Raw genomic sequence first — 22,245 nt, 5'->3', positions numbered from 1 at the left:
CACGCCGGCGTCGGGCCGCCCCGAGGGCGCCCAGCGCCGGATCCGTCGAAGATGTCGGAATGTGACCTCCGCTTCGACGGCCATGAGGGTTGCTCAGGATGATGGGGTCGGACTCACCATCCCGTTGTCCTCGGGGTCGCGGCGTTCCTCCTCACCTGGCGCCGCGACCCTGACAGCGGAGACGGTGCCCCTCGGCCGTCACCCGGGCGGCCCGGCGCGGGCGGATGCCGTGATCGTGAGCGCCGCACGGGTGACCGACACGACGATCACGACCTCGGCGCCTGACACGTCGCACGAGCTCAGGCGAGCGCCGTTCCGGTCGGCGAGGCGCGCCGCGAGGTCGCACGGCTCCCCCGCGACGGCACCGGAGACCGCGTCGGCCGCGGCCAGCGCGGCCGCGTCCGCGGCGTTCGCCGCGACCTGCGAGGCGACGGAGGCGACGAGCACGCCCGCGAGCGCCGCCGCGAGCGCGACGATCGCCCCGACGATCGCAAGCGCGAGGATCGTCGCCGCTCCTCGCTCGCCGCGCCCGTCCCGGTCCGGGCACGGCTGCGGCCGGGTGCCCGGGTTCCGATCTAGCCTGGACGGCCTCCCCCGACGGCGTCGCGTGGCCCGTGCGCCGCTCACCGTCCGCCTCGCACGGCGCACGACTCCGCCTGCAGTTCGAGCCCCGACAGGATGCCGCCGGCGGGGCCGGTGAGCGTCGCGCACACGAACGGGTCCTCGATGCTCGTCGACATCCGCGCGCCGGCGGCGTTGCGTGCGGCGATGCCCGCCGCGACGGCCTCGCTCTCGCCCCGGCCGAGCGCGCGCGCCGCATCGGCCGCGGCATCCGCCAGCCGCACCTGCACGGCCGCGACGTGCACGGCGGCGAGCGAGGACGCGAGCACGAGCGCGATCGCGGGCAGCGCGACGGCGAACTCCGCCGTCACGCTGCCGCGCTCGCGCTCATCCCACCGTGAGCGCATTCCGGACGAGCTCGGTGAGGATCTCGCGGACCTCGTCGCCCCGGAGGATCACGACGAGCAGCCCGGCGAAACCCACGGCCGCCATGGTCGCGACCGCGTACTCCGCGGTCGCCGCGCCGCGCTCGCCCGGCAGGCGACGGACGAGCCGGCGCAACCGGCCGTGCCGTGGCGCACCGGGCCGCAGCACCGCGCCGGGCAGTGGGCCGCTCGCCGCACCGGCGGAGCGCTCGGCGGGAACGACGGATGATCTCGGATGCATGGGATTCCTCTCTCGGGGCCGCGATCGCGGCGGTGGTGGCACGAGCCTGGACGCGTCATGCGGCACCGCCGAGCGTGCCGGTGACGACGGAGATCAGCAGCGGCGCGACGCCGAGCAGCACGAAGGCGGGCATCACGCAGCACCCCAGCGGGATCATGAGCCGCACGCCGAGCGCTGCGGCGCGCATCGCGCCCTCGGCGCGCGCGGCCCCGCGCACGCGCGCGGCTTCGGCGCGGAGCAGGCCGGCCACCGGGGCGCCCGCGTGCTCGGCCAGCCGCAGCACCGGCCCTGCCGCGTCAGATGTCGCGAGGCCGGGCAGGTGCGCCTCGAGCGCATCGGCCACGAGCGCCTGCGCGCGAGCGAGCGACGCGCCGCTGCTGAGCGCCACCGCGAGCAGTTCGAGGTCGATGCCCGCCGCGGGCTGCGCCACCGCCGCCCTCGCGACGAGCGAACGGCTCCAGCGGGCCCCGGTCCACAGCAGCGCGGAGCCCAGGACGAGGCAGGCCACCCCCATGGGACTGCCGAGGAGCACCCCTGCGGTGTCGAAGCCGAGGAGCATGCCGAAGGCGATGGCGATCACCGGCAGCGCCGCGACGAGCCGTGCGCTCGCGGCCGGCCCGGCGAGCGCGGCGGACGACTCCCGGCGCAGCTGCGCCTCGTCGCGGAGCGCGCCGGCGAGCATCGCCAGACAGCCCGCGAGCGGTGCCCCGGCGGCGTCGGCCACGGCCCAGGCCGCCGCGAGCGTCGACCACGCCGGCGAGGCATCGGGCCGATGCGCACGCACGCGTTCCATCGCCGCGGCGACCGGGGCACCCTCGGCCGCCGCGGAGGCGGCCGCACGCGCGACCTCGGCGTCGGCGGACTCGCGGTGCGCCTGCCTCCGCGCCGCGCGGCCGACGCGGCGACCGGCGTCGGGGTCGACACCGACGTCGACGTTCGCCCAGGCCGGCCCGGGCGCGAGACCGGCGGACAGCAGCGCGGCGAGCCGTTCCGCCGCGGCCGCGACGCGGTCGACCTCGGCGCCGGCATCTCGGCGCGCGGCGCGCGCCGGGACCACGCCCGTGCCGCGGACTCCCCCGTCCTGCGGGCCGCGGCTCAGCACGGTGCGACCTCGAGTCGGGCCCCGTCGAGGCGGAGCCGGCCGACCTGGCCGACGCGACGACGCCCGTCGACGCGCTCGAGATGCACGACGAGGTCGAAGGCGCTCACGGCCTGTCGGGCGACCGCGTCGGCCGACATTCCCGCGGTGGAACCGAGCGCCTCGAGCCGCGCGGGCACGTCGTCGAGCGAGTTGGCGTGGAGGGTCCCGGCTCCGCCGTCGTGCCCGGTGTTCAGCGCGGCGAGCAGTTCGCGGAGCTCGGGCCCGCGGCACTCGCCCACGACGAGCCGGTCGGGCCGCATGCGCAGCGCTTCGCGGAGCAGCGTGTCGAGGCCGATCCGTCCGCTGCCCTCGAGGTTGGCCTGCCGCGCCTCGAGGGCCACGACGTGCGGGTGGGCGATCCGAAGCTCGGCGACATCCTCGATGAGGACGATCCGCTCACGCGGCCCCGCCTCGCCCAGGAGCGCGCCCAGCAGGGTCGTCTTGCCGGAGCCGCCCGCCCCGGTCACCAGGAGGTTGCGGCGATCGCGGACCGCGGACCGCAACGACTGCTCCTGCGCGGCATCGAGCATGCCGGCCCGCGCGAGGACCGCGAGCGAGAAGCCGGCGATGCGCGGCACCCGGACGGAGAGCAGCGTGCCCCCGGGCGAGAGCGGCGGCAGCACGGCGTGCACCCGGATGCCGCGACCGAGCCGCACGTCGACCGCCGGGGTGGCCTCGTCGATGTGCCGACCGCCCCGGGCGATCAACTGCACGGCGAGCGCGCGGACCTCGGACTCGCCGGCGGACCACGCGGGCTCGCGCTCGGGCCCGGCGCCGCGATCGACCCAGAGCCCCTGCCCGCCGTTGACGAAGAGGTCGGTCACCGGGCCGGATGCCGCGTAGGGCGCCAGCGGCCCGAGCAGGGCGAGGTCATCCGTGCTCACGCCCTCGATCGACGCCGCTCGGACGCCGCGACCGTGCGACGCGTCGTCGCCTGTCCCGCCCTCGCCCGACGGAAGGGGATCGATGGGCCCACGCGACACCCGGGCCGTGCGGGCGCCGACCGATCGCGCCTCGGGCGACCACGGAGACGCCGGCGTCGGGTCGGCCGCCGCCTCGCCCGTCGCGGCACCCGCGTCCTCGCGCACCGCGGACTCCCACGAGGGGACGGCGACGAAGGGGCGGGGCATGCCGAGGACGCTAGGCGCCTGGCGCGACGCTCGCGGCGCGATGCGTCCGGGGAATGAAACAGCCCTCCTCCACGCCGTTGTGGAGGAGGGCTGTACCGCGGCTTCCGCGCCGTGAAAAGAAGGGGGCGGCACCCATTGGGGGGAACAGGTGCCGCCTCGGCAACGCAAGGATTGGGGGGAATCTCGAGCGTTGCAGGCCTCGAAACGAAACGTTCGGGCGGTACTCAGTGTATGGGCTGGAGGTCCATGCGCAAGTACTTTTTGTCCTCATTTGTGCCGACACACAGAAATCTCTGCGACTTCCTCCAGCCCAAGGCGAGGACGCGCCGGAATCAGTTGGCGAAAACGCACAACACGACGCATTCCGAAGGTCGTCCCGATTCGGGACACCCGCTCGCGTCGATGCCCGCAGCCCCCGGCGCCCGCGAACAGGGTCCAGCGTACGACGCCGAGCCCGTCGCGCGCGAACGCCACGCCCCGCCCTGAGCGCTAGTCTCTTCCCTAGGGCAGGCGAACCCATCAGTTGAACCTTTCGCGAAGGAGCGATCGCACCACTATGAACGCGCAGATCGATCACGCGCTCGAGGAGATCCGGCGCTTCCGCCCGAGTCCCGAGTTCGCCGCCCAGGCCGTCGCCGACGCAGGCCTCTACGAATCGGCCCGGGCCGACCGCCTCGGCTTCTGGGCGGACCAGGCCCGCACGCTGCTCCAGTGGGAGAAGCCCTTCACCCGAACCCTCGACTGGTCGAACCCGCCGTTCGCGAAGTGGTTCGACGACGGCGAGCTCAACGTCGCCGTCAACTGCCTCGACCGCCACGTCGAGGCGGGCCTCGGCGACCGCATCGCGCTCCTCTGGGAGGGCGAGCCCGGCGACTCGCGCGCCATCACGTACGCCGAGCTGACCGACGAGGTCAAGCGCGCCGCGAACGCGCTCACCGACCTCGGCGTGGGCGAACAGGATCGCGTCGCGATCTACCTGCCGATGATCCCCGAGGCCGTGGTGGCGATGCTCGCCTGCGCGCGCATCGGTGCCATCCACTCGGTCGTCTTCGGCGGGTTCAGCGCCGACAGCCTCGCGTCGCGCATCGACGACGCCGAGGCCTCCGTCGTCATCACCGCCGACGGCGGGTACCGCAAGGGGCGCGTGTTCCCGCTCAAGCCCGTCGTCGACGAGGCGCTCGGCAAGGCCGAGGGCGGCACCGTGCGCCACGTGCTCGTCGTCAAGCGCGGCGAGAACGAGGTCGACTGGAACGCCGACCGCGACCTCTGGTGGCACGAGACGGTCTCGACCGCCTCGAACGAGCACGAGCCGAAGGCGTTCGACGCCGAGCACCCCCTGTTCATCCTCTACACCTCGGGCACGACCGGGAAGCCCAAGGGCATCCTGCACACCTCGGGCGGCTACCTCACGCAGGCCGCCTTCACGCACAAGAACGTCTTCGACCTCCACCCCGAGCGCGACGTCTACTGGTGCACCGCCGACGTCGGCTGGATCACGGGCCACTCGTACGTGGTGTACGGCCCGCTCGCCAACGGCGCGACGCAGGTCATCTACGAGGGGACGCCCGACACGCCCCATCCGGGCCGCTGGTGGGAGATCGTCGAGAAGTACGGCGTCACGATCCTCTACACGGCGCCCACGGCCATCCGCTCGTTCATGAAGCTCGGCCGGCAGATCCCGCACGAGTTCAACCTCCGCACGCTGCGCCTGCTGGGCTCGGTGGGCGAGCCCATCAACCCCGAGGCGTGGATCTGGTACCGCCACGTCATCGGCGGCGGGTCCATCCCGGTGGTCGACACGTGGTGGCAGACCGAGACCGGCGCGATCATGATCTCGGCACTGCCCGGCGTCACCGACCTGAAGCCGGGGGCGGCGCAGGTCCCGATCCCGGGCGTCGAGATCTCGATCCTCGATGACGACGGCACGCCGGTCGAGGGCGAGGGCGGCGGCCTGCTGGTCGTCACCGAGCCGTGGCCGTCGATGCTCCGCGGCATCTGGGGCGATCCCGAGCGGTTCAGGGAGACCTACTGGGAGAAGTTCGGCGACAAGTACTTCGCCGGCGACGGCGCCCGTCGCGACGAGGACGGCGACTTCTGGCTGCTCGGCCGCGTCGACGACGTCATGAACGTCTCGGGCCACCGCCTCTCGACCGCCGAGATCGAGTCCTCGCTCGTCGCCCACCCCTGGACGGCCGAAGCCGCCGTCGTCGGCGCCGCCGACGAGACCACGGGCCAGGCGGTCGTCGCGTTCGTGATCCTCAAGCAGAGCCAAGCCGAGGCGGCAGAGACCCTCGAGGATGTCAGCGAGGTGCTCCGCAAGCACGTCGCCACGCAGATCGGGGCCATCGCGCGACCGCGCCAGGTGTTCATCGTCAACGAGCTGCCGAAGACGCGCTCGGGCAAGATCATGCGGCGCCTGCTGCGCGACCTCGCCGAGGGCCGCGAGATCGGCGACACCACGACGCTCGCCGACACGTCGATCATGCAGGTGATCAGCGCCCAGGTGCGCTGAGCCCCGAACGCACGGATGCCGCGGCCGGAACGTTCCGGCCGCGGCATCCGCCGTCTGGTGTCGCTGCGCCTAGGCGAACTCGACGACGAGCTCGACCTCCACGGGCGCGTCGAGCGGGAGCACCGCGACGCCGACCGCCGAGCGGGCGTGCCGGCCGCCCTCGCCGAAGACCTCGCCGAGGAACTCGGACGCGCCGTTGATCACGCCGGGCTGCCCCGTGAACGACGGGTCGGATGCCACGAAGCCGACGACCTTCACGACCCGGGTGACCCGATCGAGCGAGCCGAGCTGGGCCTTCACGGCCGCGAGCGCGTTCAGCGCGCACAGGCGCGCGTACTCCTTGGCGTCGTCGGCGGGGACCAGGCCCTCGCCGTCGCCGACCTTGCCGGTCGCGGGCAGCGCCCCCGAGACGAAGGGCAGCTGGCCCGAGGTGTAGACGTAGGAGCCGGTCACGACGGCCGGCACGTAGGCCGCGACGGGAGGGGCGACCTCGGGCAGCTCGATGCCGAGCTCTGCGAGCCGCGCCTCGGCCGAGGTGGCCGCCATCAGGCGTCGCCCTCGAACTGCTTGGCGGCCTGCGCCGCCGCCGCCTGGCCCGCAGACGCGGCCGAGGACGCCTCGCCGCCCACCGGGCGCTTCAGGTAGGCGACCAGCCCGCCCTCGGGCCCCTGCACGACCTGCACGAGCTCCCACCCCTCGGATCCCCAGTTGTTGAGGATCGCGGCGGTGTTGTGGATCAGCAGCGGAGTGGTGATGTACTCCCAGGCCGGCATGGGCGCTCCTTCGGGGAAGGCGGACGGGATCGAGCCGGCGGCGCACACCACGGCACGCTCGGTGCACAGCGTGTTTTGCCAGCCTTCTCGGTTAAGCTCCACTATATGTCTGCCCAAAAACCCCTGAGCGACGCGGCCTCCGGCGTGCTCGGCTTCGTCGGCATGAGCGCGCTGGCCGGCATCCTGGTGACCGCCGCGGTGACGCCCGCCCTCGCCGTCACGGGCATGGCCGCGAACAACAGCATCAACATGTTCGAGAACCTCCCGGCGTACCTCGAGGTCGGCCAGCTCTCGCAGAAGACCGACATCTACGCGACGCGTTCCGACGGCTCGCAGGCGCTGCTCGCCTCGTTCTTCGACGAGAACCGAGAAGAGGTCGGCTGGGACGCGATCAGCCAGTACGCGAAGGATGCCGCGGTCGCCGGTGAGGACCCGCGCTTCTACGAGCACGGCGGCGTCGACATCCAGGGCACCCTCCGCGGTGCGGTCAGCACCGTCACCGGCAAGGACGTGCAGGGCGGCTCGTCGATCACGCAGCAGTACGTCAAGAACGTGCTGATCAACAACGGCGTGAACCAGGCGAAGACCGAGGAGGAGAAGGAGGCCGCGTACGCCGAGGCGACCGAGGTCTCCGCCGAGCGCAAGCTCAAGGAGATGCGCTACGCCATCGCGCTCGAGAAGAAGTCCTCGAAGGACGACATCCTGCTCGGCTACCTCAACATCGCCGCGTTCGGCGGGCGCGTCTACGGCATCGAGTCGGCGGCCTCGTACTACTTCGGCGTACACGCCAAGGACCTCACCCTCGCGCAGGCGGCGAGCCTGATCGCCATCGTGAACTTCCCCGAGAAGTTCCGCCTCGACCGCCCCGACAGCGAGACGAACGGCGCCGCGACGGTGAACGAGAAGGGCGAGCCGGTCCCGTACGCCGAGAACAAGGAGCGGCGCGACTACATCATCGGCAAGATGCTCGAGTACGGGAAGATCACCCAGGAGGAGCACGACGCCGCGGTCGCGGAGCCGGTGGCCCCGAAGATCACCGAGCCGAGCACCGGATGCCAGAGCGCGGCGGGGTCGGCCTTCTTCTGCGACTACGTCGCGAACGTGATCCGCAACCAGTACGACGACCCGGCGACCGAGGACGTGAACGAGGGCTCGGTCCTGCTCAAGCAGCGCGGGCTCCAGATCTACACGACGCTCGACCTCGACCTGCAGAACCGGGCCGAGACGGCGATCGCGGAGAACATCCCGTTCTCCGACCCCCGATTCGACGTGGGGTCGGTCGCCGTGTCCATCCAGCCGGGGACGGGCCGGATCCTCGCGATGGCGCAGAACAAGAAGTACTCCGCCGATCCCGACGTCCTTGCGACGAGCAACGAGTTCTCGGCCGTCAACTACAGCACCGACTACGACTACGGCGGGTCGAGCGGCTTCCAGCCGGGATCGACCTACAAGGTGTGGACCCTGGCCGAGTGGCTGAACGAGGGGCACTCGCTGCTCGAGTCGTTCAACGGGTCCAAGCGCGCGTTCACGCACTTCACCAACTCGTGCGAAGGCGACTTCGTCGGCTCCTACGAGCCGAACAACGACGACGGCTCCGTGGCGAACAACGCGGTCGAGGCCACCAAGTACTCGGTGAACTCGAGCTTCATGGCCATGGCCCAGCAGCTCGACCTCTGCGGCATCAAGAAGACGGCCGAGGCGTTCGGCATGCACCGCGCCGACGGGGCCCCCCTCACGATGTACCCCTCCGACGTGCTCGGCACGCAGGAGATCGCCCCGCTCACGATGGTCGCGGGCTTCGCCGGCGTGGCCAACAACGGCATGACGTGCACGCCCATCGCGATCGACAAGATCGTGGCGGCCGACGGCGAGGAGATCGCCCCGCCGAAGTCGACCTGCACGCAGTCGGTGACGCCGGAGGTCGCGCACGCGATGCAGTACGCCATGCAGCAGACGTTCAACGGCGGAACGGCGGTGCAGTCCGACCCGGGCACCGGCATCCCGCACATCGGCAAGACGGGTACGACCGACTACGCATTCGACACCTGGATGAACGGCGCGAGCACCAAGGTCGCGACCGCGGTGTGGGTCGGCAACGTGACCGGTGGCGACAACCGCACGAGCCTCCGCGAGATCGACTTCGCGAGCGGCTACGGCGCGAGCGCCCGTCACCGCATCTGGAGCGCCATCATGGGAGTGGCCGACACGAAGTACGGCGGCGATGCGTTCCCCGAGCCCGACCCGTCGGCGTTCAAGCAGACGCTCATCGACATCCCGCAGGTCGCGGGCCTCAGCCTCGACGAGGCGCGCAAGGCCATCGAGGCGGCCGGCTTCGTCTTCGAGCAGGGCCCCGAGGTCGACAGCGACCAGCCGAAGGGCACCGCCGCGGGCACCGACCCGTCAGGGCAGGCCGGACGTGGCAGCGTCATCCGCGTGCTCGTCAGCAACGGGAAGGTCTCCGGCGTCCCCGACGTGGGCGGCATGGACCGAGAGAGCGCGAAGGCGACGCTCGAGGGCGCCGGCTTCAAGGTGCAGATACGCGAACAGGACGTGACCGATCCCACACAGGACGGCATCGTCATCAGCCAGGATCCGGGCGCCGGGGCCGCGGCGAAGGCGGGTGACCGGGTGACGATCGTCATCGGCAAGTTCACCGGCGAGATCGTCCCGCCCACCGACGGCGCGCCCGGGAACGGCGGGTGAGCCTCGCACGCTCGACCGCTGCGACGCGGATCGCCACCGCGATCGGCGTGGTAGCGGCGGGCGCGCTGGCTTGGGGTTCGCTGGTCGAACGGACCCGCTGGACGCTTCGCCGTGTCGTCGTACCGGTGCTGCCGCCGGGTTCGGAACCGATCCGGGTCCTGCATGTCTCCGACCTGCACATGGCGCCGTGGCAGCGCTCCAAGCAGGAATGGATCGCCTCGCTGGCCGCACTCCGTCCCGATCTCATCGTGAACACGGGCGACAACCTGGGGCATGAGCGCGGGATCGAGGGCGTCCGGCGGGCGTTCGCGTCGTTCGCCGGCGTTCCCGGCGTGTTCGTCAACGGCTCGAACGACTACTTCGGCCCCGTGCTGAAGAACCCGCTGCGGTACTTCGGCGGCCCCTCCAAGGTCTCGGGCCGGGCGAAGCGGCTCGACATCGACGCGCTGCACGGCCTCTTCCGTGAGCTCGGCTGGATCGACCTCGACAACGCGGCCGCCGCCATGGAGCTCCGCGGGACGCGCTTCGAGTTCCTCGGCGTCGACGACCCCCACAAGGGCTACGACCGCCTCGACCTCATCGCCGCCGCGATCGACGACCTGCGCTCCGACGATCCCCTCGGCGAGGAATCGTGGCCCGATCGAGGCGCGCAGGCGACCCGGCCGATCGTGACGGTCGGGGTGACGCACGCGCCCTACCGGCGCGTACTGAACTCGTTCGTCAACCACGGCGCCCAGCTCCTGCTGGCCGGTCACACGCACGGCGGCCAGGTCTGCCTGCCGGGATACGGCACCCTGGTGACCAACTGCGACATCCCCCGCCAGCAGGCCAAGGGACTCTCGGTGTGGCGCCACGGCCTCCGCTCGGCCTTCCTCAACGTCTCCGCCGGCCTGGGCACCTCGATCTACGCCCCGATCCGCTTCGCGTGCCCGCCCGAGGCCACACTGCTCACGCTCACACCGGCCGACTGAGCCGGCGCCGGCGGGGCGCGACGTGGTCAGCGGCCGCAGTTTTTTCCGCTATCCTTGTGGAGGCCCACGGGCCATCGGGGTGTGGCGCAGCTTGGTAGCGCGCTTCGTTCGGGACGAAGAGGTCGCAGGTTCAAATCCTGTCACCCCGACCATCTGAAGCCCCTCCTTCGGGAGGGGCTTCTCCATTGCTCGGAGACTACGCTGTGGCGATGACCTCGAACCGCGCCGAGCGTCGGCTCGCGGCATCCGCTCGGCTGGATGGCACTCCGAACCGCCGCGCGCCGCGGGGGCGACGGCGCTGGTGGGTCGCCGTGCTCGCCGTGCTGTACTCGATCGTGCTGGCGGTGACGCTGCTCTGGCCCGTCCACGTCGACGGCGAGGGAGGGTTCGTCCGCACCGATCCCCTGCTCGACCTGCTCGCGTCGTGGGGCGTCGGCGCGGCAGTGCGGTACCCGCTGGTGGAGGCGGCCGGCAACGTCCTGCTCTTCGTCCCGATGGGGGCCCTGTGGGTCGCCTGGTCGCGGCGGCCGAGGTGGTCGAGCGTGCTGTCGGCGGCCGGCCTCGCCACGGCGGTCAGTCTCGCCGCAGAGGTCGCGCAGGCCACCGTGCTGCCCGAGCGGACGTTCGACCTGCGCGACGCACTGGCGAACCTCGGAGGCGCGGCCATCGGCGCCGCGATCACCCTCCTCGCGATCCGCTCCTGGCGCCCGTCGAGCCCGACGAACCCGCCCCGGCCTCGTGCCCGCTAGCGCTCCGCCGGCTGGCGCGCGCGCCCGCTCGCCCAGCGCAGCAGCCGCTCGAACGGGCCCCGACCGAGATACCGCTGCCAGAGCCACGCGAACGCCATCGAACCGAGGACGAGGCCGAGGAGCATCGGCCACGAGTCGTCGGTGACGACGCCGTTCTCCACGCGCTCGCCGGCGGAGATGACGACCAGGTGCAGCGTGTAGATCGTCAGGGGCATGGCGCCCATCGCGATGATGGGAGCCAGGATGACCGAGGAGGCCGCCCGGACGGTCCGGCTCGACAGGGCCGTGAGCGCGACCAGGACGGCGATCACGACGAGCCCGAAGCCGACATTGCCGATCGTCGTCAGCGAGGCTCGCGCCGGCACCATCCAGTCGGCGGACGGATCGGCGCCGAGGACCTGGTTCTCGGGTATCGCGTACCCGAGCGGCATGCAGAGGACGGCGGCGGCGAGGCCGACCGCCCCGTACCGGCGGACCGACGATGCCCGTGCGACGTCGAGCCGGGCGATGCCGAGCCCGATCAGCATGACCGGCACCCAGACGATCACCGGGTACGCCCCCGTGAGGAACCAGTCGACCGCGAAGCCGGCCGCGCCGTCCGAGGCCGCCCGGACCGCGGAGTCGCGCTCGGCCAGCGCGGCCGCCGCGGGCGTGACGACCAGCAGTGCCGATCCGAGCCCGATCGCCACCCGGCCGGGGACGAAGAGCACCGGCAGCATGAGGAGGAATGCGACCCCGTAGACGTCGAGGATGACGAACACGAGCGGTTTCAGGAGGGTGACGATCAGCACGCCGAGGGCGATGAGGATGATCGCCCGGATCGCGATCTGCCGCCGCAGCGTTCCCCGGTGCTCGATCGCGGGCCGCGTGGCGCCGGTGAGCAGCCCGAGCCCGACCCCTGCGGTGAGCGCGAACAGCAGCCGGGGTCGCTCGTGGGCGATCGCGATGACGTCGGCGAGGGAGTCGGATGCCACGTCGGGCGCGACGTGCGCGACAAACATGCCGATGAGCGCGAGCCCGCGCGCGGCGTCGACGCCGGTCACCCGACTCGACAGCCACGCGGATGCGCCGCTGCCGGACCCGGCGCCGGGATCGATCATGGACTCACTCTCGCACGCGAGCCGGACCCGCGCACGTGATGCGATGCCCGTCAGGGCGTGCCGATGACACGGCGCAGCCCCATCACGGGCGGCCGAGCCCGTGGTAGGTCCACCCGGCGCCGCGCCATGCCTCCGGGTCGAGGACGTTACGGCCGTCGATGATCACCCGTCGGCCCACCAGTGCGCCTGTGGCGACGGGATCGAGCTCCCGGTACTCCTGCCATTCGGTGACGAGCACCACGAGGTCGGCGCCCCGAAGCGCCTCTGCGGTCGCCGCCACGTACTCGAGCTGCGGATGGCGCGCGCGCGCGTTCTCGATCCCCTGCGGGTCGGTCGCGACCACCTCCGCCCCGAGGCCGGTCAGCTGCACGGCCACGTCGAGCGCCGGCGAGTCGCGCACGTCATCGGAGTCGGGCTTGAACGTCACGCCGAGCACGGCGATGCGCCGTCGATAGGCCGTGCCACCGAGGGCTTCGACCGCGAGATCCACGACGCGCTGCCGCCGACGCAGGTTGATCGCGTCGACTTCGCGGAGGAAGCCGACGGCCTCGCCGCGTCCGAGCTCCTCCGCGCGGGCTGAGAACGCGCGGATGTCCTTGGGCAGGCAGCCCCCGCCGAACCCCACCCCGGCGTTCAGGAACCGGCGGCCGATGCGCACGTCGTGGCCGAGGGCGTCGGCGAGCTGGGTGACGTCCGCACCGGTCACCTCGGCGATCTCGGCCATCGCGTTGATGAAGCTGATCTTGGTGGCCAGGAACGCGTTCGCGGCGACCTTCACGAGCTCGGCCGTGGCGTAGTCGGTGACGAGCCGCGGGGTTCCGGCATCGATCGCGGCCCGGTACACGTCGTCGAGCTGGTGGACGGCGCGGGCGTCGGCGACGCCGTAGACGAGCCGGTCGGGCTCGATGGTGTCCTTCACGGCGAATCCCTCGCGGAGGAACTCGGGGTTCCAGGCCAATCGGGCGTGCGGCGCGATCTCGGCGAGGCGCTCCGCGAGCCGACCGGCCGTACCGACCGGCACGGTGCTCTTGCCGACGACCAGCGCACCCTCGCCCAGATGCGGGGCGAGCGACTCGACGGCCGCGTCGACGTACCGGAGGTCCGCCGCATCGCTCCCCGCCATCTGGGGCGTGCCGACGGCGATGAAGTGCACCTCCGCGCCCGCCGCATCCCCGATGTCGGTACTGAACCGCAGCCGCCCGGTCGAGGTGGCCGAGGTGAGGATGTCGGCGAGGCCGGGCTCGAAGAACGGCGGACGCCCCGCGGCGAGCGCCTCGATCTTCCGTTCGTCCACGTCGATGCCGATCACCTCATGGCCGAGGTGGGCCATCGCGGACGCGTGCACGGCGCCCAGGTAGCCGCAGCCGACGACGGAGATCCTCATTCGGTGCCCTCGGACGTCGTCATCCGCACGGCGCCTCTACGACCTTCACCCCGGTCGGGTTGATCATCGGCGTGGTACGGACGGCGACCGGCCCGTCATCCGGCGTCCCTGCGAACGTCGCCCGCACGAGTGCCGTGCCGCCGTTCTGGAGGTCGACGGTGAACTTCTCGGCGGGCCGGTTCAGGTCGACGACCGACGGACCCGTGGTCGTGCCGAGACCCGGCTCCGGCACCTCGACCGCCGTCGTCGTGCCGCCGACCGGACCGTACAGGAAGACCTCGGTGCGGTACGTGCCCGGGGTGAACCGACTCTCGATGTACTCGGGCAACTCCAGGCCCTCCGGGATGTCGAAGCGCAGACGCGCCTCGACGGTGTACGTCGGCGCGTCGGGCGTGCACGTGTCGGTCGTGACGGTCGCCTCGGTGTGCAGGTAGTAGTCGATCTTCGAGATCGAGCGGTCGCGGAAGTACACGCCCAGCACGGTCGCGCCGTCGTTCGTGGCCGGCAGCGTCCCGTCGAGGCGGGATCCCGCGAAGAGCGCCTGCGTCGGCTCGTCGGAGGTCCACATCATGAGGCTGCCGCCGTTGGTCACGTCGATCAGCGCCTGCGCCATCGCCCAGACGTCGTAGTCGCCCGACATGAGGCGGTCGAACACCGCCGCCGACGCGCTCGCGAAGAAGGCGTCGGATTCGGCGCCGCCCTCGGGATAGGTGAAGTAGATCTCGTTGAGCATCTTCGACACGACGTTGTCGCTCGTCAGCTGCTCGCCATTGGGGAGCGTGACCGGGCCGGTCACCTTCAGGATTCGGGACACGCCGATCGGGTCGGTCATGACGACCGTGTCGGGCGTGATGCCGACATCGCGCTGCCAGCGGGCCCGGAGGAGCTCCGCCGCGGTCGGGAAGTCGGGCCGGCTCGTCGTCGCGTTGATCTCGGTGAGCAGGATGTCGTTGTACAGCTGGAATGCACTGTCGTCGACCTTCACGTCGATCGGCGCCTGCGTGTCGAGCTGCGTGCTGGAGAGCTGCCGGTCGATCGTGATGGTGCCGTCATCGACGCTGAGCAGCGTCTGCGCCGCAGGTCCACCGCCGAGCGGCATCGCCTCGGCGTTGTTGCCGAAGGCCAGCAGCACCGTCTGGGGTCCGTCGATGCCGAGCATCGCGCCGGCTCCGGCGAGCGCGGCGTTCAGTCCGGGCACCGTCTGCTGCGCCGAGGCGACGACGCCCTCCAACTCGCCCACCGCGTCCGAGACCTGGCCGATCGTCGCGTCCCGGTCGACCGAGGCCAGGGAGTCGCCGAGGCGGCCGAGCACCCGATCCGCCGACTGGGCGACCTCGGTCGCCTCGCGGAGGGGCCCGAGATCGAGCGCGCCCGAATCGTCGCGGGCGATGCCGAAGGAACCCACGAGCCCGACAGTCGGCTGGACGACCTCGGTCGAGATGTCGTCGACGCCTTCGGCGATGATGCGGACGGCCCGGAAGTTCTCGCCGAGCCCGGGGACCCACTCGGCGACGCGCCAGATCGGGTTGCCCGTCGGAGCGACCGCGCTCGAGGCCGATGCAGCGAGTTCGTCGGCGACCGGCTGGAGTTCGTCGACCTTGCGCTCAGCGGCGAGCGACTGGAACTTCGCGACCGAGGCCCGCGCGGCCTCCAGGTCGTCTCGCACCTGGAGCGCGCTCGTGCCGAGCCACCACGCCGAGAGCCCGCCGCCGATGATGATCAGCGCGAGGACCGGCCAGAAGATCGCATGGAAGATCCGCCGGCGTCGGCGCTTGCGGGAGCGGCCGCTGCTGCTCCGGTGCTGGCGCTCGGGCGCCAGCACGAACTCGGGGGTCGTCACGAGGCCCTATCGTAGACGCCCGTGTACCGGAATCGGATGTGAACGATGCGGCGCCCGACCCGCACCATCAGTACGCGCCCCGGGCCTGCACGACCGCGCGGGCCGTGCGGTAGAGGATGATGACGTCGCCGGTCAGCGACCAGTTCTCGACGTAGTAGAGGTCGAGGCGCACGCTGTCGTCCCACGAGAGGTCGGAGCGGCCCTGCGTCTGCCAGAGGCCCGTGATGCCCGGTCGCACGAGCAGGCGCCGCAGCGCCCATTCGTCGTAGCGCTCGACCTCGGCGGCGAGCGGCGGGCGGGGCCCGACGAGGGACATCTCGCCGCGCAGCACGTTGATCAGCTGCGGCAGCTCGTCGAGGCTGTACCGCCGGAGCACCGCGCCGATGCGGGTCACGCGCGGGTCGGTGCGCATCTTGAACAGCACGCCGTTGCCGTCGGTGCGGTCGAGCAGGGTCGGCAGCTGCGTCTCGGCATCCTGCACCATCGACCGGAACTTCAGCATGCGGAATCGCTCGCCGTTCAGGCCGACGCGCTCCTGGGAGAAGATCGCCGGTCCCGGGCTGTCGCGGCGCACGGCGATCGCGATGAGCAGGAAGAGCGGGCTCAGCACCACGAGGGCGATGGTCGCCGCGACGAGGTCGAACGCGCGCTTGGCGGCGTACTTCCGGCCCGTGAACTCCGGGTAGTCGACCTGGATGAGCGGCAGCCCGGCGACGGGACGCGCGTGGATGCGCGGGCCCGCGACATCCGTCAGCGCCGGAGCGACGACGAGGCTCGTCGAGGTGGCCTCGAGCCGCCAGCCGAGCTCTCGCATGCCGCGGGGGTCGATCGTGTCGGCCCCCGTGAAGACGACGGTGTCGGCGCGAGCCTCGGCCAGCACCCGGTCCAGACCCGCGTAGTCGCCGAGCACGGGGATGCCGGGCGCGAGCTCTCGATCCGATTCGCCGTGCTCGGTGACGGCACCGACGATCCGGATGCCCGACACGCCGTCGCGGGCCATCTGCTGGGCGACGTGGGCCGATTTCTGGCGCTCGCCCATGAGGATCGCGCGGTGCAGGAATCGGCCCTGGACGCGCTGGCGCAGCAGCCACTTGCGCCACGCCCATCGTCCGGTGATGAGCAGGGCGAGGCCGAGCGGGAAGGCGACCAGGACGTAGGCGCGACCGACCTCGGAACGCAGCAGGAACGCGCCGATCGCGAGGATCGCGAAGACCCGGATGCTGGCGTCGGCCAGACGCCGGTACTCGGCCGTCCCGGCGCCGATGATCATGCGATCACGCGTCGCGAAGATGGACAGCGACACGAACCACCCGGCGGCGAGCAGGGCGGAGAAGACGGCGTAGCTGATCAGGACGTCGGCGCGGTCGCCCACGCCCGGGATTCGCAGCGAGGTGCCGGTGGTGCCGAAGCGGATGAACTGCGATCCGTAGACCGCGAACACGATGACGACGAGATCGGTGATGAGGAGGCGCCGCGCATAGGCACGCTGCCACTCGGCGACCACGTCGGCTGGGCTGACGTTCGTGGACGGCCGTGTGAGGGTCATGCATCACCTCCGTGCGCCGGCTCTCGTCTCGGGTTCGCGGCCCGGCGCGCCCGACCTCGGGTGACGGGCATGGGACAGGGTACCTGCCCGGGTGCGGATATCCAGAGGGCTTGCGGCGAAGTTCCCCCCGAACTGGGGCGCACCGCCCGATTCAGACGGTCCGACCGCGCAGGACGCCGCCGCTCTCCTGCAGGTAGCAGACGCCGCAGAGCGACTCGTAGGCGACCTCCGCGCCGTCGATCGCGACCTGGTCGCCGTCGAAGACGTAGCGTCCGTCGATGCGCCGGCCGTTGAAGATCGCCTTGCGGCCGCACCGGCAGATCGTCTTCAGCTCCTCGAGGGTGTGGGCGATCTCGAGCAGTCGCCGGCTGCCCGCGAAGGCGACGGTCTGGAAGTCGGTGCGGATGCCGTAGGCGAGGACGGGGATGTCGTCGAGCAGCGCGATCCGCAGGAGGTCGTCCACCTGCTCGATCGTGAGGAACTGCGCCTCGTCGACGAGGAGGCAGCTGACGTCGCGCCCGTACCGTTCGATCACCGGCGCGCGATGGCGCTCGAACAGCTCGAGCACCGCGTCGCCGGACGTGATGGTGAAGTCGACGTCGCGGACCATGCCGAGGCGCGAGACGATGCTGCGATCGCCCTTGGTGTCGACCGCGGGCTTGGCCAGGAGCACCCGGTGACCGCGTTCCTCGTAGTTGAACGCCGCCTGCAGCAGTGCGGTCGACTTGCCGGAGTTCATCGCCCCGTAGCGGAAGTACAGCTTGGCCATCTACTCCAGCATCCCGTCCTCCGCCACGCGGCGGATCAGCTCGGCCCGACGCCCGGCAGGACGCCCCACCTTGGCGTACTTGTCGCGCGCGCGACGCAGGTAGGTCTTCGCGGTCTCGTAGCCCACCGACATGCGGCGGGCCACCTCGGCGGTCGACAGCCCCTCGGCGTAGAGCACGAGCGCCCGTCGCTCGGCGTCGCTGAGCCCGGCGTCGGCGGGTGCCGGGACGTCGCGGCGGGTACCCGGATCGGCCGCTCCCGCGGCCGCGGCGGATGCGCCGGTCGTGAGGATCGCCCCCGTCACGGAGGACCCGACCCCGGTCGGCCCGGACGGCCGCTCACCGCGGGCGACTCGGCGAGCGATCGAGACGAGGTCGGCAACGGGAAGGGTCTTCGAGACGAACGCCGCGGCTCCGGCCTCGAGCGAGCGCGCGCGAGAGGCCGCGTCGTCGAGCGCGGTGACGACCACGACGTCGGCGCCTGCGGCGCGGCAGGCGCGGATCCGGGACTCGATCGACACGCTCTCGTCCAACTGCAGGTCCATGAGCACCACATCGACGGGGAACTCGGGATTCCGCACCAGGTCGAGCCAGCGCGTCGTCCGGATCACGACGCTCAGGTCGGCGGCGTGCTCGTCGATCCAGCTCGCGAGGCCGTCGACGATGAGCGCATGGTCGTCGAGGATGCCGATGCGCGCCGCGCGGTGGTCCGCGGGCTCATCCGAGGTCATAGCGGAACTCCACCTGCACATTCTCTCGCGTGATCACGACGTCGCCGCGCAGGCCGACGCTCCGCGCCACCGCCAGGAAGCGCTCGACCTCGCGCCGCGCGGGCGGCGCCGTGCCCGGCTCGGCGTCGAGCACGATGACGCCGCCGGAGCCGTCGGCGTCGACCGACATCCGGACGGCACGAGCCCGATCGCCCGTGGTGAGCCACGACAGGAGCGCCGTCAGCGCGGGCCGCTGGTCGCTCCGGAGGCGGCCGGCGATGCCGCCCGGGTCGTGCACCGAGACGGACACGTCGCGCGTCGCGGCGACGGACGCCGCCAGGTCGTCGAGCCAGGTCGACTCGAGGCCGGCCTTCAGCGCCCGGCGCAGTGCCTCGGCGAGCACGCGCGCCCGATCGGCATCGGCGACGGTGATCCGGTCCGCCGTCATGACGTGGGCGAGGAACGGCAGGACCTCCCGGCCGAGCACCGACACGCGGCTCTGCTGCACCGACCGCGCGATGCCGGTCCGGATCCCGGCGTCGCGCTCGAGCGCGGCCGCGTTGGCCTGGCGCTGCCACGCGAGCGTCTCGCGCACGATCGACGCCGAGTAGCCCGCGGCGGCCGCCGTGAACGCGAGCACCGTCACGGCGTCGAGGATCACGATCGAGACGGCGACGACGCGCGGGAGCGAGGCGCCCGTCGAGCCGATCTGGAGGATGGTCAGGATGGCCGCGGCGATGCCGCCGGCGACGAGCAGCGAGACCCAGGTGGAGTACGGGGCCACCGCGAGGACCAGCGCACCGACGACGATGGGGCCGAAGTGGTCGTAGCCTGCGCCCCCGGGCGCACCGACCGTCGCGATGTACTCGGCGATCGCCGCCGCCACGGCGAGGCTGACCGTCAGCCACAGCCGGTCGACCGTGAACGGGGCGCGACGGGGCAGGGTCGACACGGAGGCCACCACGCCGGCCGCGACGACGAGCATCACCGCGACGATCGCGACGACGGGCGCGCTCACCTCGGCCCACTGGGCAGCGGTCACGCCGACGGCGACGACGACCGCGAGCGCCGAGCCCACGACGACCATCGGCGCGGCGGCGAGGCCGCCGATCGGATCGACCTCCTGCTGGGTCAGCCGCATCCCCCCGCTCATGCGCCGCCCTCGGGAACGGAGAGCAGCACCGTGGTCCCCACGCCGGGCCGCGACCAGATGCGCGCCGTGCCGCCCTCCTGCTCGATGCGCCCGCGGATCGAGGTCCGCAGCCCGATGCGGTCGTCGGGCACCGCGTCGAGGTCGAAGCCGGTGCCGCTGTCGATCACGACCACGGTGACCGCGCCGTCGCCGGCCCCGACCGCGAGCTCCGCCTCGTCGACTCCGGCGTGCCGGGCGATGTTCACCAGGCACTGGGCCACCGCGGCCTCGAGCGCCTCGCGCCGGCGCGGGCCGAGCGCCCGCAGCGCGTCGGGCGAACCCGCCACCCGCACGGCGACTCCCGCCTCGCCCGCGATGGCGAGCGCGTCGGCGAGCGGCGTCGGCGCGTCGAGGAGGACCGTGGTGCCCCCGCCCTCCGTCCAGGTCGCGTCGGACCGCCCGACGTCCGCGCCGGCGGCGCCGGACGTGCCCGCCGCAGTCGTCTCCGCATGGTCGCCGGCCCAGTCCCGTCCGACGATGAGGGAGAGATCGTGGCGGATGGCGGCCCGCAACCGTTCTTCGACCGGGCCGGACCCGGCCGTCGCGATCGCCACGAGGTGGTTGAGCGCGGTGTCGTGCAGCCGGGCGATCGCGCGCACCTCGTAGTCGTGGCGGATCGTGAGCTCGCGGGTCTGCTGGCTGGCGCGATGCAGGGCCGTCTCGCGGCGGTCGATCACCCGGCGCGACACCGCGTCGAGGACGCGCGCCACGACGACGATGCCGAGGACGGCCGCCGCGGGCACGCTGGGTGACCAGGCCGCGCCGGCCGTGGCGGAGCCGAGGAACGCGGCCGCTTCGCCGAGGCCCCAGCCCAGCACGGCCCAGGTGATCGCGATGCCCGACCCCACTCCGGCTCCGCCGATGAGCACGAGCGCCGCCCGCGAGAGTGCCACGAGCGCGTTGTCTGCGACGTCCTCCACCTCGCCGGACATGAGCAGGAGCACCGTGAGCCCGTACACCGCACCGGTGCCGGCCACGAGGGCGAGGACGGTCAGCGTCACGCTGGCGGAGCGCGAGACGAGGAAGAGCAGGAGGGCCTGGGCCGAGAGCAGCGCGAGCGCCGTGAGCGCCGCGCGCTGGCGCTCGGGTCCGGCGCCGATCGGCGTGGTGGCCGCCACGGCGGAGACGGCGGCGAGCAGGAGCGCCGCCCCGAGGCACACCGCCGCGGCCCAGTGACCCGCGCCTCCGAGGGCGCGACTCAGGGATTCCCGCGCGAGGTGCTCGGGCAGTCCCAAGGTCATCTGCGCTCCCATCCCGGCCGTCGCGCGGCCCTCGCCGGATTATCGCAGTTCCCCGAGCGCCCGGACCAACCGCTCTCGGCGCGATCCCGGTCAGAACAGCATCGCCGGTGCCGCTGCGCCGAGGTCGACCTCGCCGAGTTCGGCCCCGATCGCCGCGGCACCGACGATGGCCGCGGCACCGACGTTCGCCGCGCCCGGCGCTCGTGCCGGGGCGGGCCGGCCACCTCGGCCGAGTGCCGCCGACCGGACGCCGCCGGTCACCGGATCCTCCCGGCCCCGCTCGAGTCGGTGCGCACGGATAAGCGGTCGGATGCGGGCGGCCAGCCATTCCCGGTACTCCGCGGGGGCGTAGGCGCTCGACCCCGGGTACATCGCGCGGTACTTGGGGAGGAGCTCGGGATGCTCGCGCGCGAGCCACTCGAAGAACCACGGCTTCACCGCGCCCCTGAGGTGCAGTGCCGAGTGGATCACGCTCGTGGCGCCGGCCTCCGCGGCGCTGCGGAGCGCGTGGTCGAGGTGCGCGCGGGTGTCGGTGAGGTACGGCAGGATCGGCATGAGGAACACCGTGCAGTCGAAGCCCGCATCGCGCACCGCCGTGACGGTCGCGAGACGTGCGGCAGTGGTCGGCGTCCCCGGTTCGATCGAGTGCTGCAACGCGTCGTCGTACACCGCGATCGACATCGCGAGGTCGATCGGCACGTGCTCGCGCGCGGCGACGAGCAGCGGCAGATCGCGACGCAGGAGCGTGCCCTTCGTCAGCACGCTGAACGGGGTGCCGCTGCCCGCGAGCGCCTCGATGATTCCCGGCATGAGCCCGTAACGACCCTCGGCGCGCTGGTAGGGATCGGTGTTCGTGCCGAGCGCGACCGGTTCGTGACGCCACGCGGGCCGGGCGAGCTCGCGCCGCAGCACGTCGGAGACGTTCACCTTCACGATGATCTGCCGATCGAAGTCGTCGCCCGCATCGAGGTCGAGGTAGGCGTGCGTGGGCCGGGCGAAGCAATAGGCACATGCATGCGTGCAGCCCCGATACGGATTGATCGTCCAGCCGAAGGGGACGTAGGACTGGCCCGGCACCTTGTTGAGGGCCGACTTCGCGAGCACCTCGTGGAAGGTCACGCCGGCGAACTCCGGCGTCTGCACCGATCGCACCAGGTTGTTCAGTCGCGCGAGCCCGGGGAGGGCGTCGGGCTGCTCGGCATCGAGTTCCTGGCCGTTCCATCGCACCCCATCATTCGAACACATGTTCGAATGCGGCA

The 22,245-nt window shown here is 72.2% G+C and carries 20 protein-coding genes and 1 tRNA gene; 5 read left to right on the top strand and 16 right to left on the bottom strand.

Annotated elements, in window-relative coordinates; translation table 11 throughout:
- Positions 1–198 precede the first annotated feature (198 nt).
- The 5 genes from JOD46_RS18530 to JOD46_RS07385 are packed head-to-tail and all read right to left on the bottom strand — an operon-like array spanning position 199 to position 3,498.
- Positions 199–627, bottom strand: coding sequence for an Rv3654c family TadE-like protein (locus tag JOD46_RS18530; protein WP_204392967.1), 429 nt, complete (start codon positions 625–627; stop codon positions 199–201).
- Complete coding sequence (locus tag JOD46_RS07400) at positions 624–932, bottom strand: TadE family type IV pilus minor pilin (RefSeq protein WP_307834948.1); 309 nt, start codon at positions 930–932, stop codon at positions 624–626. The genes JOD46_RS18530 and JOD46_RS07400 overlap by 4 nt, the downstream gene beginning before the upstream one ends.
- A gap of 16 nt (positions 933–948) precedes the next feature.
- Entirely contained in the window at positions 949–1,227 is a 279-nt protein-coding gene (locus JOD46_RS07395; RefSeq protein ID WP_204392963.1) for a DUF4244 domain-containing protein, read from the bottom strand.
- A 55-nt stretch (positions 1,228–1,282) separates the two neighbouring features.
- Positions 1,283–2,329: a type II secretion system F family protein gene (locus tag JOD46_RS07390; protein WP_204392961.1), complete on the bottom strand. Its 1,047-nt coding sequence runs from the start codon at positions 2,327–2,329 to the stop codon at positions 1,283–1,285.
- Positions 2,323–3,498 (bottom strand): TadA family conjugal transfer-associated ATPase, encoded by a 1,176-nt coding sequence (locus tag JOD46_RS07385; RefSeq protein ID WP_204392958.1) that lies wholly within the window; start codon positions 3,496–3,498, stop codon positions 2,323–2,325. The genes JOD46_RS07390 and JOD46_RS07385 overlap by 7 nt, the downstream gene beginning before the upstream one ends.
- Positions 3,499–4,054: 556 nt before the next feature.
- Between JOD46_RS07385 and acs the strand changes: the two genes are divergently transcribed.
- Positions 4,055–6,010 (top strand): acetate--CoA ligase, encoded by a 1,956-nt coding sequence (acs, locus tag JOD46_RS07380; protein WP_204392956.1) that lies wholly within the window; start codon positions 4,055–4,057, stop codon positions 6,008–6,010.
- Positions 6,011–6,079: 69 nt separating this feature from the next.
- On the opposite strand, the gene JOD46_RS07375 is transcribed toward acs, so the two are convergent.
- Together JOD46_RS07375 and sp36 are read right to left on the bottom strand one after the other, a co-directional pair.
- Positions 6,080–6,556 (bottom strand): RidA family protein, encoded by a 477-nt coding sequence (locus JOD46_RS07375; protein ID WP_204392954.1) that lies wholly within the window; start codon positions 6,554–6,556, stop codon positions 6,080–6,082.
- Positions 6,556–6,783: a Sp36 family protein gene (sp36, locus tag JOD46_RS07370; RefSeq protein ID WP_204392952.1), complete on the bottom strand. Its 228-nt coding sequence runs from the start codon at positions 6,781–6,783 to the stop codon at positions 6,556–6,558. Before sp36 ends, JOD46_RS07375 begins: the two co-directional genes overlap by 1 nt.
- A gap of 105 nt (positions 6,784–6,888) precedes the next feature.
- Here sp36 and JOD46_RS07365 point away from each other — a divergent pair, with 105 nt between their 5' ends.
- From JOD46_RS07365 to JOD46_RS07350, 4 genes are all read left to right on the top strand, one after another.
- Positions 6,889–9,486 carry a transglycosylase domain-containing protein gene (locus JOD46_RS07365; RefSeq protein WP_204392950.1) on the top strand — a complete coding sequence of 866 codons (2,598 nt, stop codon included), beginning with the start codon at positions 6,889–6,891 and terminating at the stop codon, positions 9,484–9,486.
- A complete protein-coding gene (locus JOD46_RS07360) occupies positions 9,483–10,457 on the top strand; it encodes a metallophosphoesterase (protein WP_204392948.1) in 975 nt (324 codons plus the stop codon). The genes JOD46_RS07365 and JOD46_RS07360 overlap by 4 nt, the downstream gene beginning before the upstream one ends.
- A gap of 75 nt (positions 10,458–10,532) precedes the next feature.
- Positions 10,533–10,609 (top strand) — tRNA-Pro (locus JOD46_RS07355).
- A gap of 57 nt (positions 10,610–10,666) precedes the next feature.
- Positions 10,667–11,206 (top strand): VanZ family protein, encoded by a 540-nt coding sequence (locus JOD46_RS07350; RefSeq protein ID WP_204392946.1) that lies wholly within the window; start codon positions 10,667–10,669, stop codon positions 11,204–11,206.
- On the opposite strand, the gene JOD46_RS07345 is transcribed toward JOD46_RS07350, so the two are convergent.
- The 9 genes from JOD46_RS07345 to JOD46_RS07305 form a co-directional block, all read right to left on the bottom strand.
- A complete protein-coding gene (locus tag JOD46_RS07345; protein WP_204392944.1) occupies positions 11,203–12,306 on the bottom strand; it encodes a heparan-alpha-glucosaminide N-acetyltransferase domain-containing protein in 1,104 nt (367 codons plus the stop codon). The two genes, JOD46_RS07350 and JOD46_RS07345, sit on opposite strands and share 4 nt — an antisense overlap.
- A gap of 82 nt (positions 12,307–12,388) precedes the next feature.
- A complete protein-coding gene (locus tag JOD46_RS07340) occupies positions 12,389–13,690 on the bottom strand; it encodes a UDP-glucose dehydrogenase family protein (protein ID WP_204392942.1) in 1,302 nt (433 codons plus the stop codon).
- A 19-nt stretch (positions 13,691–13,709) separates the two neighbouring features.
- Complete coding sequence (locus tag JOD46_RS18905; RefSeq protein ID WP_204392940.1) at positions 13,710–15,530, bottom strand: DUF4012 domain-containing protein; 1,821 nt, start codon at positions 15,528–15,530, stop codon at positions 13,710–13,712.
- Between the two features lie 67 nt (positions 15,531–15,597).
- Positions 15,598–17,076 carry a sugar transferase gene (locus JOD46_RS07330; protein WP_204392938.1) on the bottom strand — a complete coding sequence of 493 codons (1,479 nt, stop codon included), beginning with the start codon at positions 17,074–17,076 and terminating at the stop codon, positions 15,598–15,600.
- A 151-nt stretch (positions 17,077–17,227) separates the two neighbouring features.
- Positions 17,228–17,845 (bottom strand): thymidine kinase, encoded by a 618-nt coding sequence (locus tag JOD46_RS07325; protein ID WP_204392936.1) that lies wholly within the window; start codon positions 17,843–17,845, stop codon positions 17,228–17,230.
- The gene (locus JOD46_RS07320) at positions 17,846–18,574 is read right to left on the bottom strand and encodes a response regulator (RefSeq protein WP_204392934.1); all 729 of its coding nucleotides are present in this window, start codon (positions 18,572–18,574) and stop codon (positions 17,846–17,848) included.
- Positions 18,561–19,706 (bottom strand): hypothetical protein, encoded by a 1,146-nt coding sequence (locus JOD46_RS07315; RefSeq protein WP_204392932.1) that lies wholly within the window; start codon positions 19,704–19,706, stop codon positions 18,561–18,563. Before JOD46_RS07315 ends, JOD46_RS07320 begins: the two co-directional genes overlap by 14 nt.
- Positions 19,703–20,986 carry a sensor histidine kinase gene (locus tag JOD46_RS07310; protein ID WP_204392930.1) on the bottom strand — a complete coding sequence of 428 codons (1,284 nt, stop codon included), beginning with the start codon at positions 20,984–20,986 and terminating at the stop codon, positions 19,703–19,705. The genes JOD46_RS07315 and JOD46_RS07310 overlap by 4 nt, the downstream gene beginning before the upstream one ends.
- 90 nt (positions 20,987–21,076) lie before the next feature.
- Positions 21,077–22,213 (bottom strand): Rv2578c family radical SAM protein, encoded by a 1,137-nt coding sequence (locus tag JOD46_RS07305; RefSeq protein ID WP_204392927.1) that lies wholly within the window; start codon positions 22,211–22,213, stop codon positions 21,077–21,079.
- Positions 22,214–22,245 lie beyond the last annotated feature (32 nt).

Source organism: Agromyces aurantiacus, from assembly GCF_016907355.1.
GTDB classification, from domain to species: domain Bacteria; phylum Actinomycetota; class Actinomycetes; order Actinomycetales; family Microbacteriaceae; genus Agromyces; species Agromyces aurantiacus.
The sequence above is the reverse complement of the archived record's forward strand: the minus strand, read 5'-3'. Positions and strand labels throughout refer to the sequence as shown.

Bases quoted from the DNA above. Each gene is read 5' to 3' on its own strand.
- JOD46_RS07395 (WP_204392963.1), bottom strand. From the start codon at position 1,227: ATGCATCCGAGATCATCCGTCGTTCCCGCCGAGCGCTCCGCCGGTGCG.
- JOD46_RS07385 (WP_204392958.1), bottom strand. From the start codon at position 3,498: ATGCCCCGCCCCTTCGTCGCCGTCCCCTCGTGGGAGTCCGCGGTGCGC.
- acs (WP_204392956.1), top strand. From the start codon at position 4,055: ATGAACGCGCAGATCGATCACGCGCTCGAGGAGATCCGGCGCTTCCGC.
- JOD46_RS07375 (WP_204392954.1), bottom strand. From the start codon at position 6,556: ATGGCGGCCACCTCGGCCGAGGCGCGGCTCGCAGAGCTCGGCATCGAG.
- sp36 (WP_204392952.1), bottom strand. From the start codon at position 6,783: ATGCCGGCCTGGGAGTACATCACCACTCCGCTGCTGATCCACAACACC.
- JOD46_RS07365 (WP_204392950.1), top strand. From the start codon at position 6,889: ATGTCTGCCCAAAAACCCCTGAGCGACGCGGCCTCCGGCGTGCTCGGC.
- JOD46_RS07350 (WP_204392946.1), top strand. From the start codon at position 10,667: ATGACCTCGAACCGCGCCGAGCGTCGGCTCGCGGCATCCGCTCGGCTG.
- JOD46_RS07345 (WP_204392944.1), bottom strand. From the start codon at position 12,306: ATGATCGATCCCGGCGCCGGGTCCGGCAGCGGCGCATCCGCGTGGCTG.
- JOD46_RS07340 (WP_204392942.1), bottom strand. From the start codon at position 13,690: ATGAGGATCTCCGTCGTCGGCTGCGGCTACCTGGGCGCCGTGCACGCG.
- JOD46_RS07330 (WP_204392938.1), bottom strand. From the start codon at position 17,076: ATGACCCTCACACGGCCGTCCACGAACGTCAGCCCAGCCGACGTGGTC.
- JOD46_RS07325 (WP_204392936.1), bottom strand. From the start codon at position 17,845: ATGGCCAAGCTGTACTTCCGCTACGGGGCGATGAACTCCGGCAAGTCG.
- JOD46_RS07320 (WP_204392934.1), bottom strand. From the start codon at position 18,574: ATGACCTCGGATGAGCCCGCGGACCACCGCGCGGCGCGCATCGGCATC.
- JOD46_RS07315 (WP_204392932.1), bottom strand. From the start codon at position 19,706: ATGAGCGGGGGGATGCGGCTGACCCAGCAGGAGGTCGATCCGATCGGC.
- JOD46_RS07310 (WP_204392930.1), bottom strand. From the start codon at position 20,986: ATGACCTTGGGACTGCCCGAGCACCTCGCGCGGGAATCCCTGAGTCGC.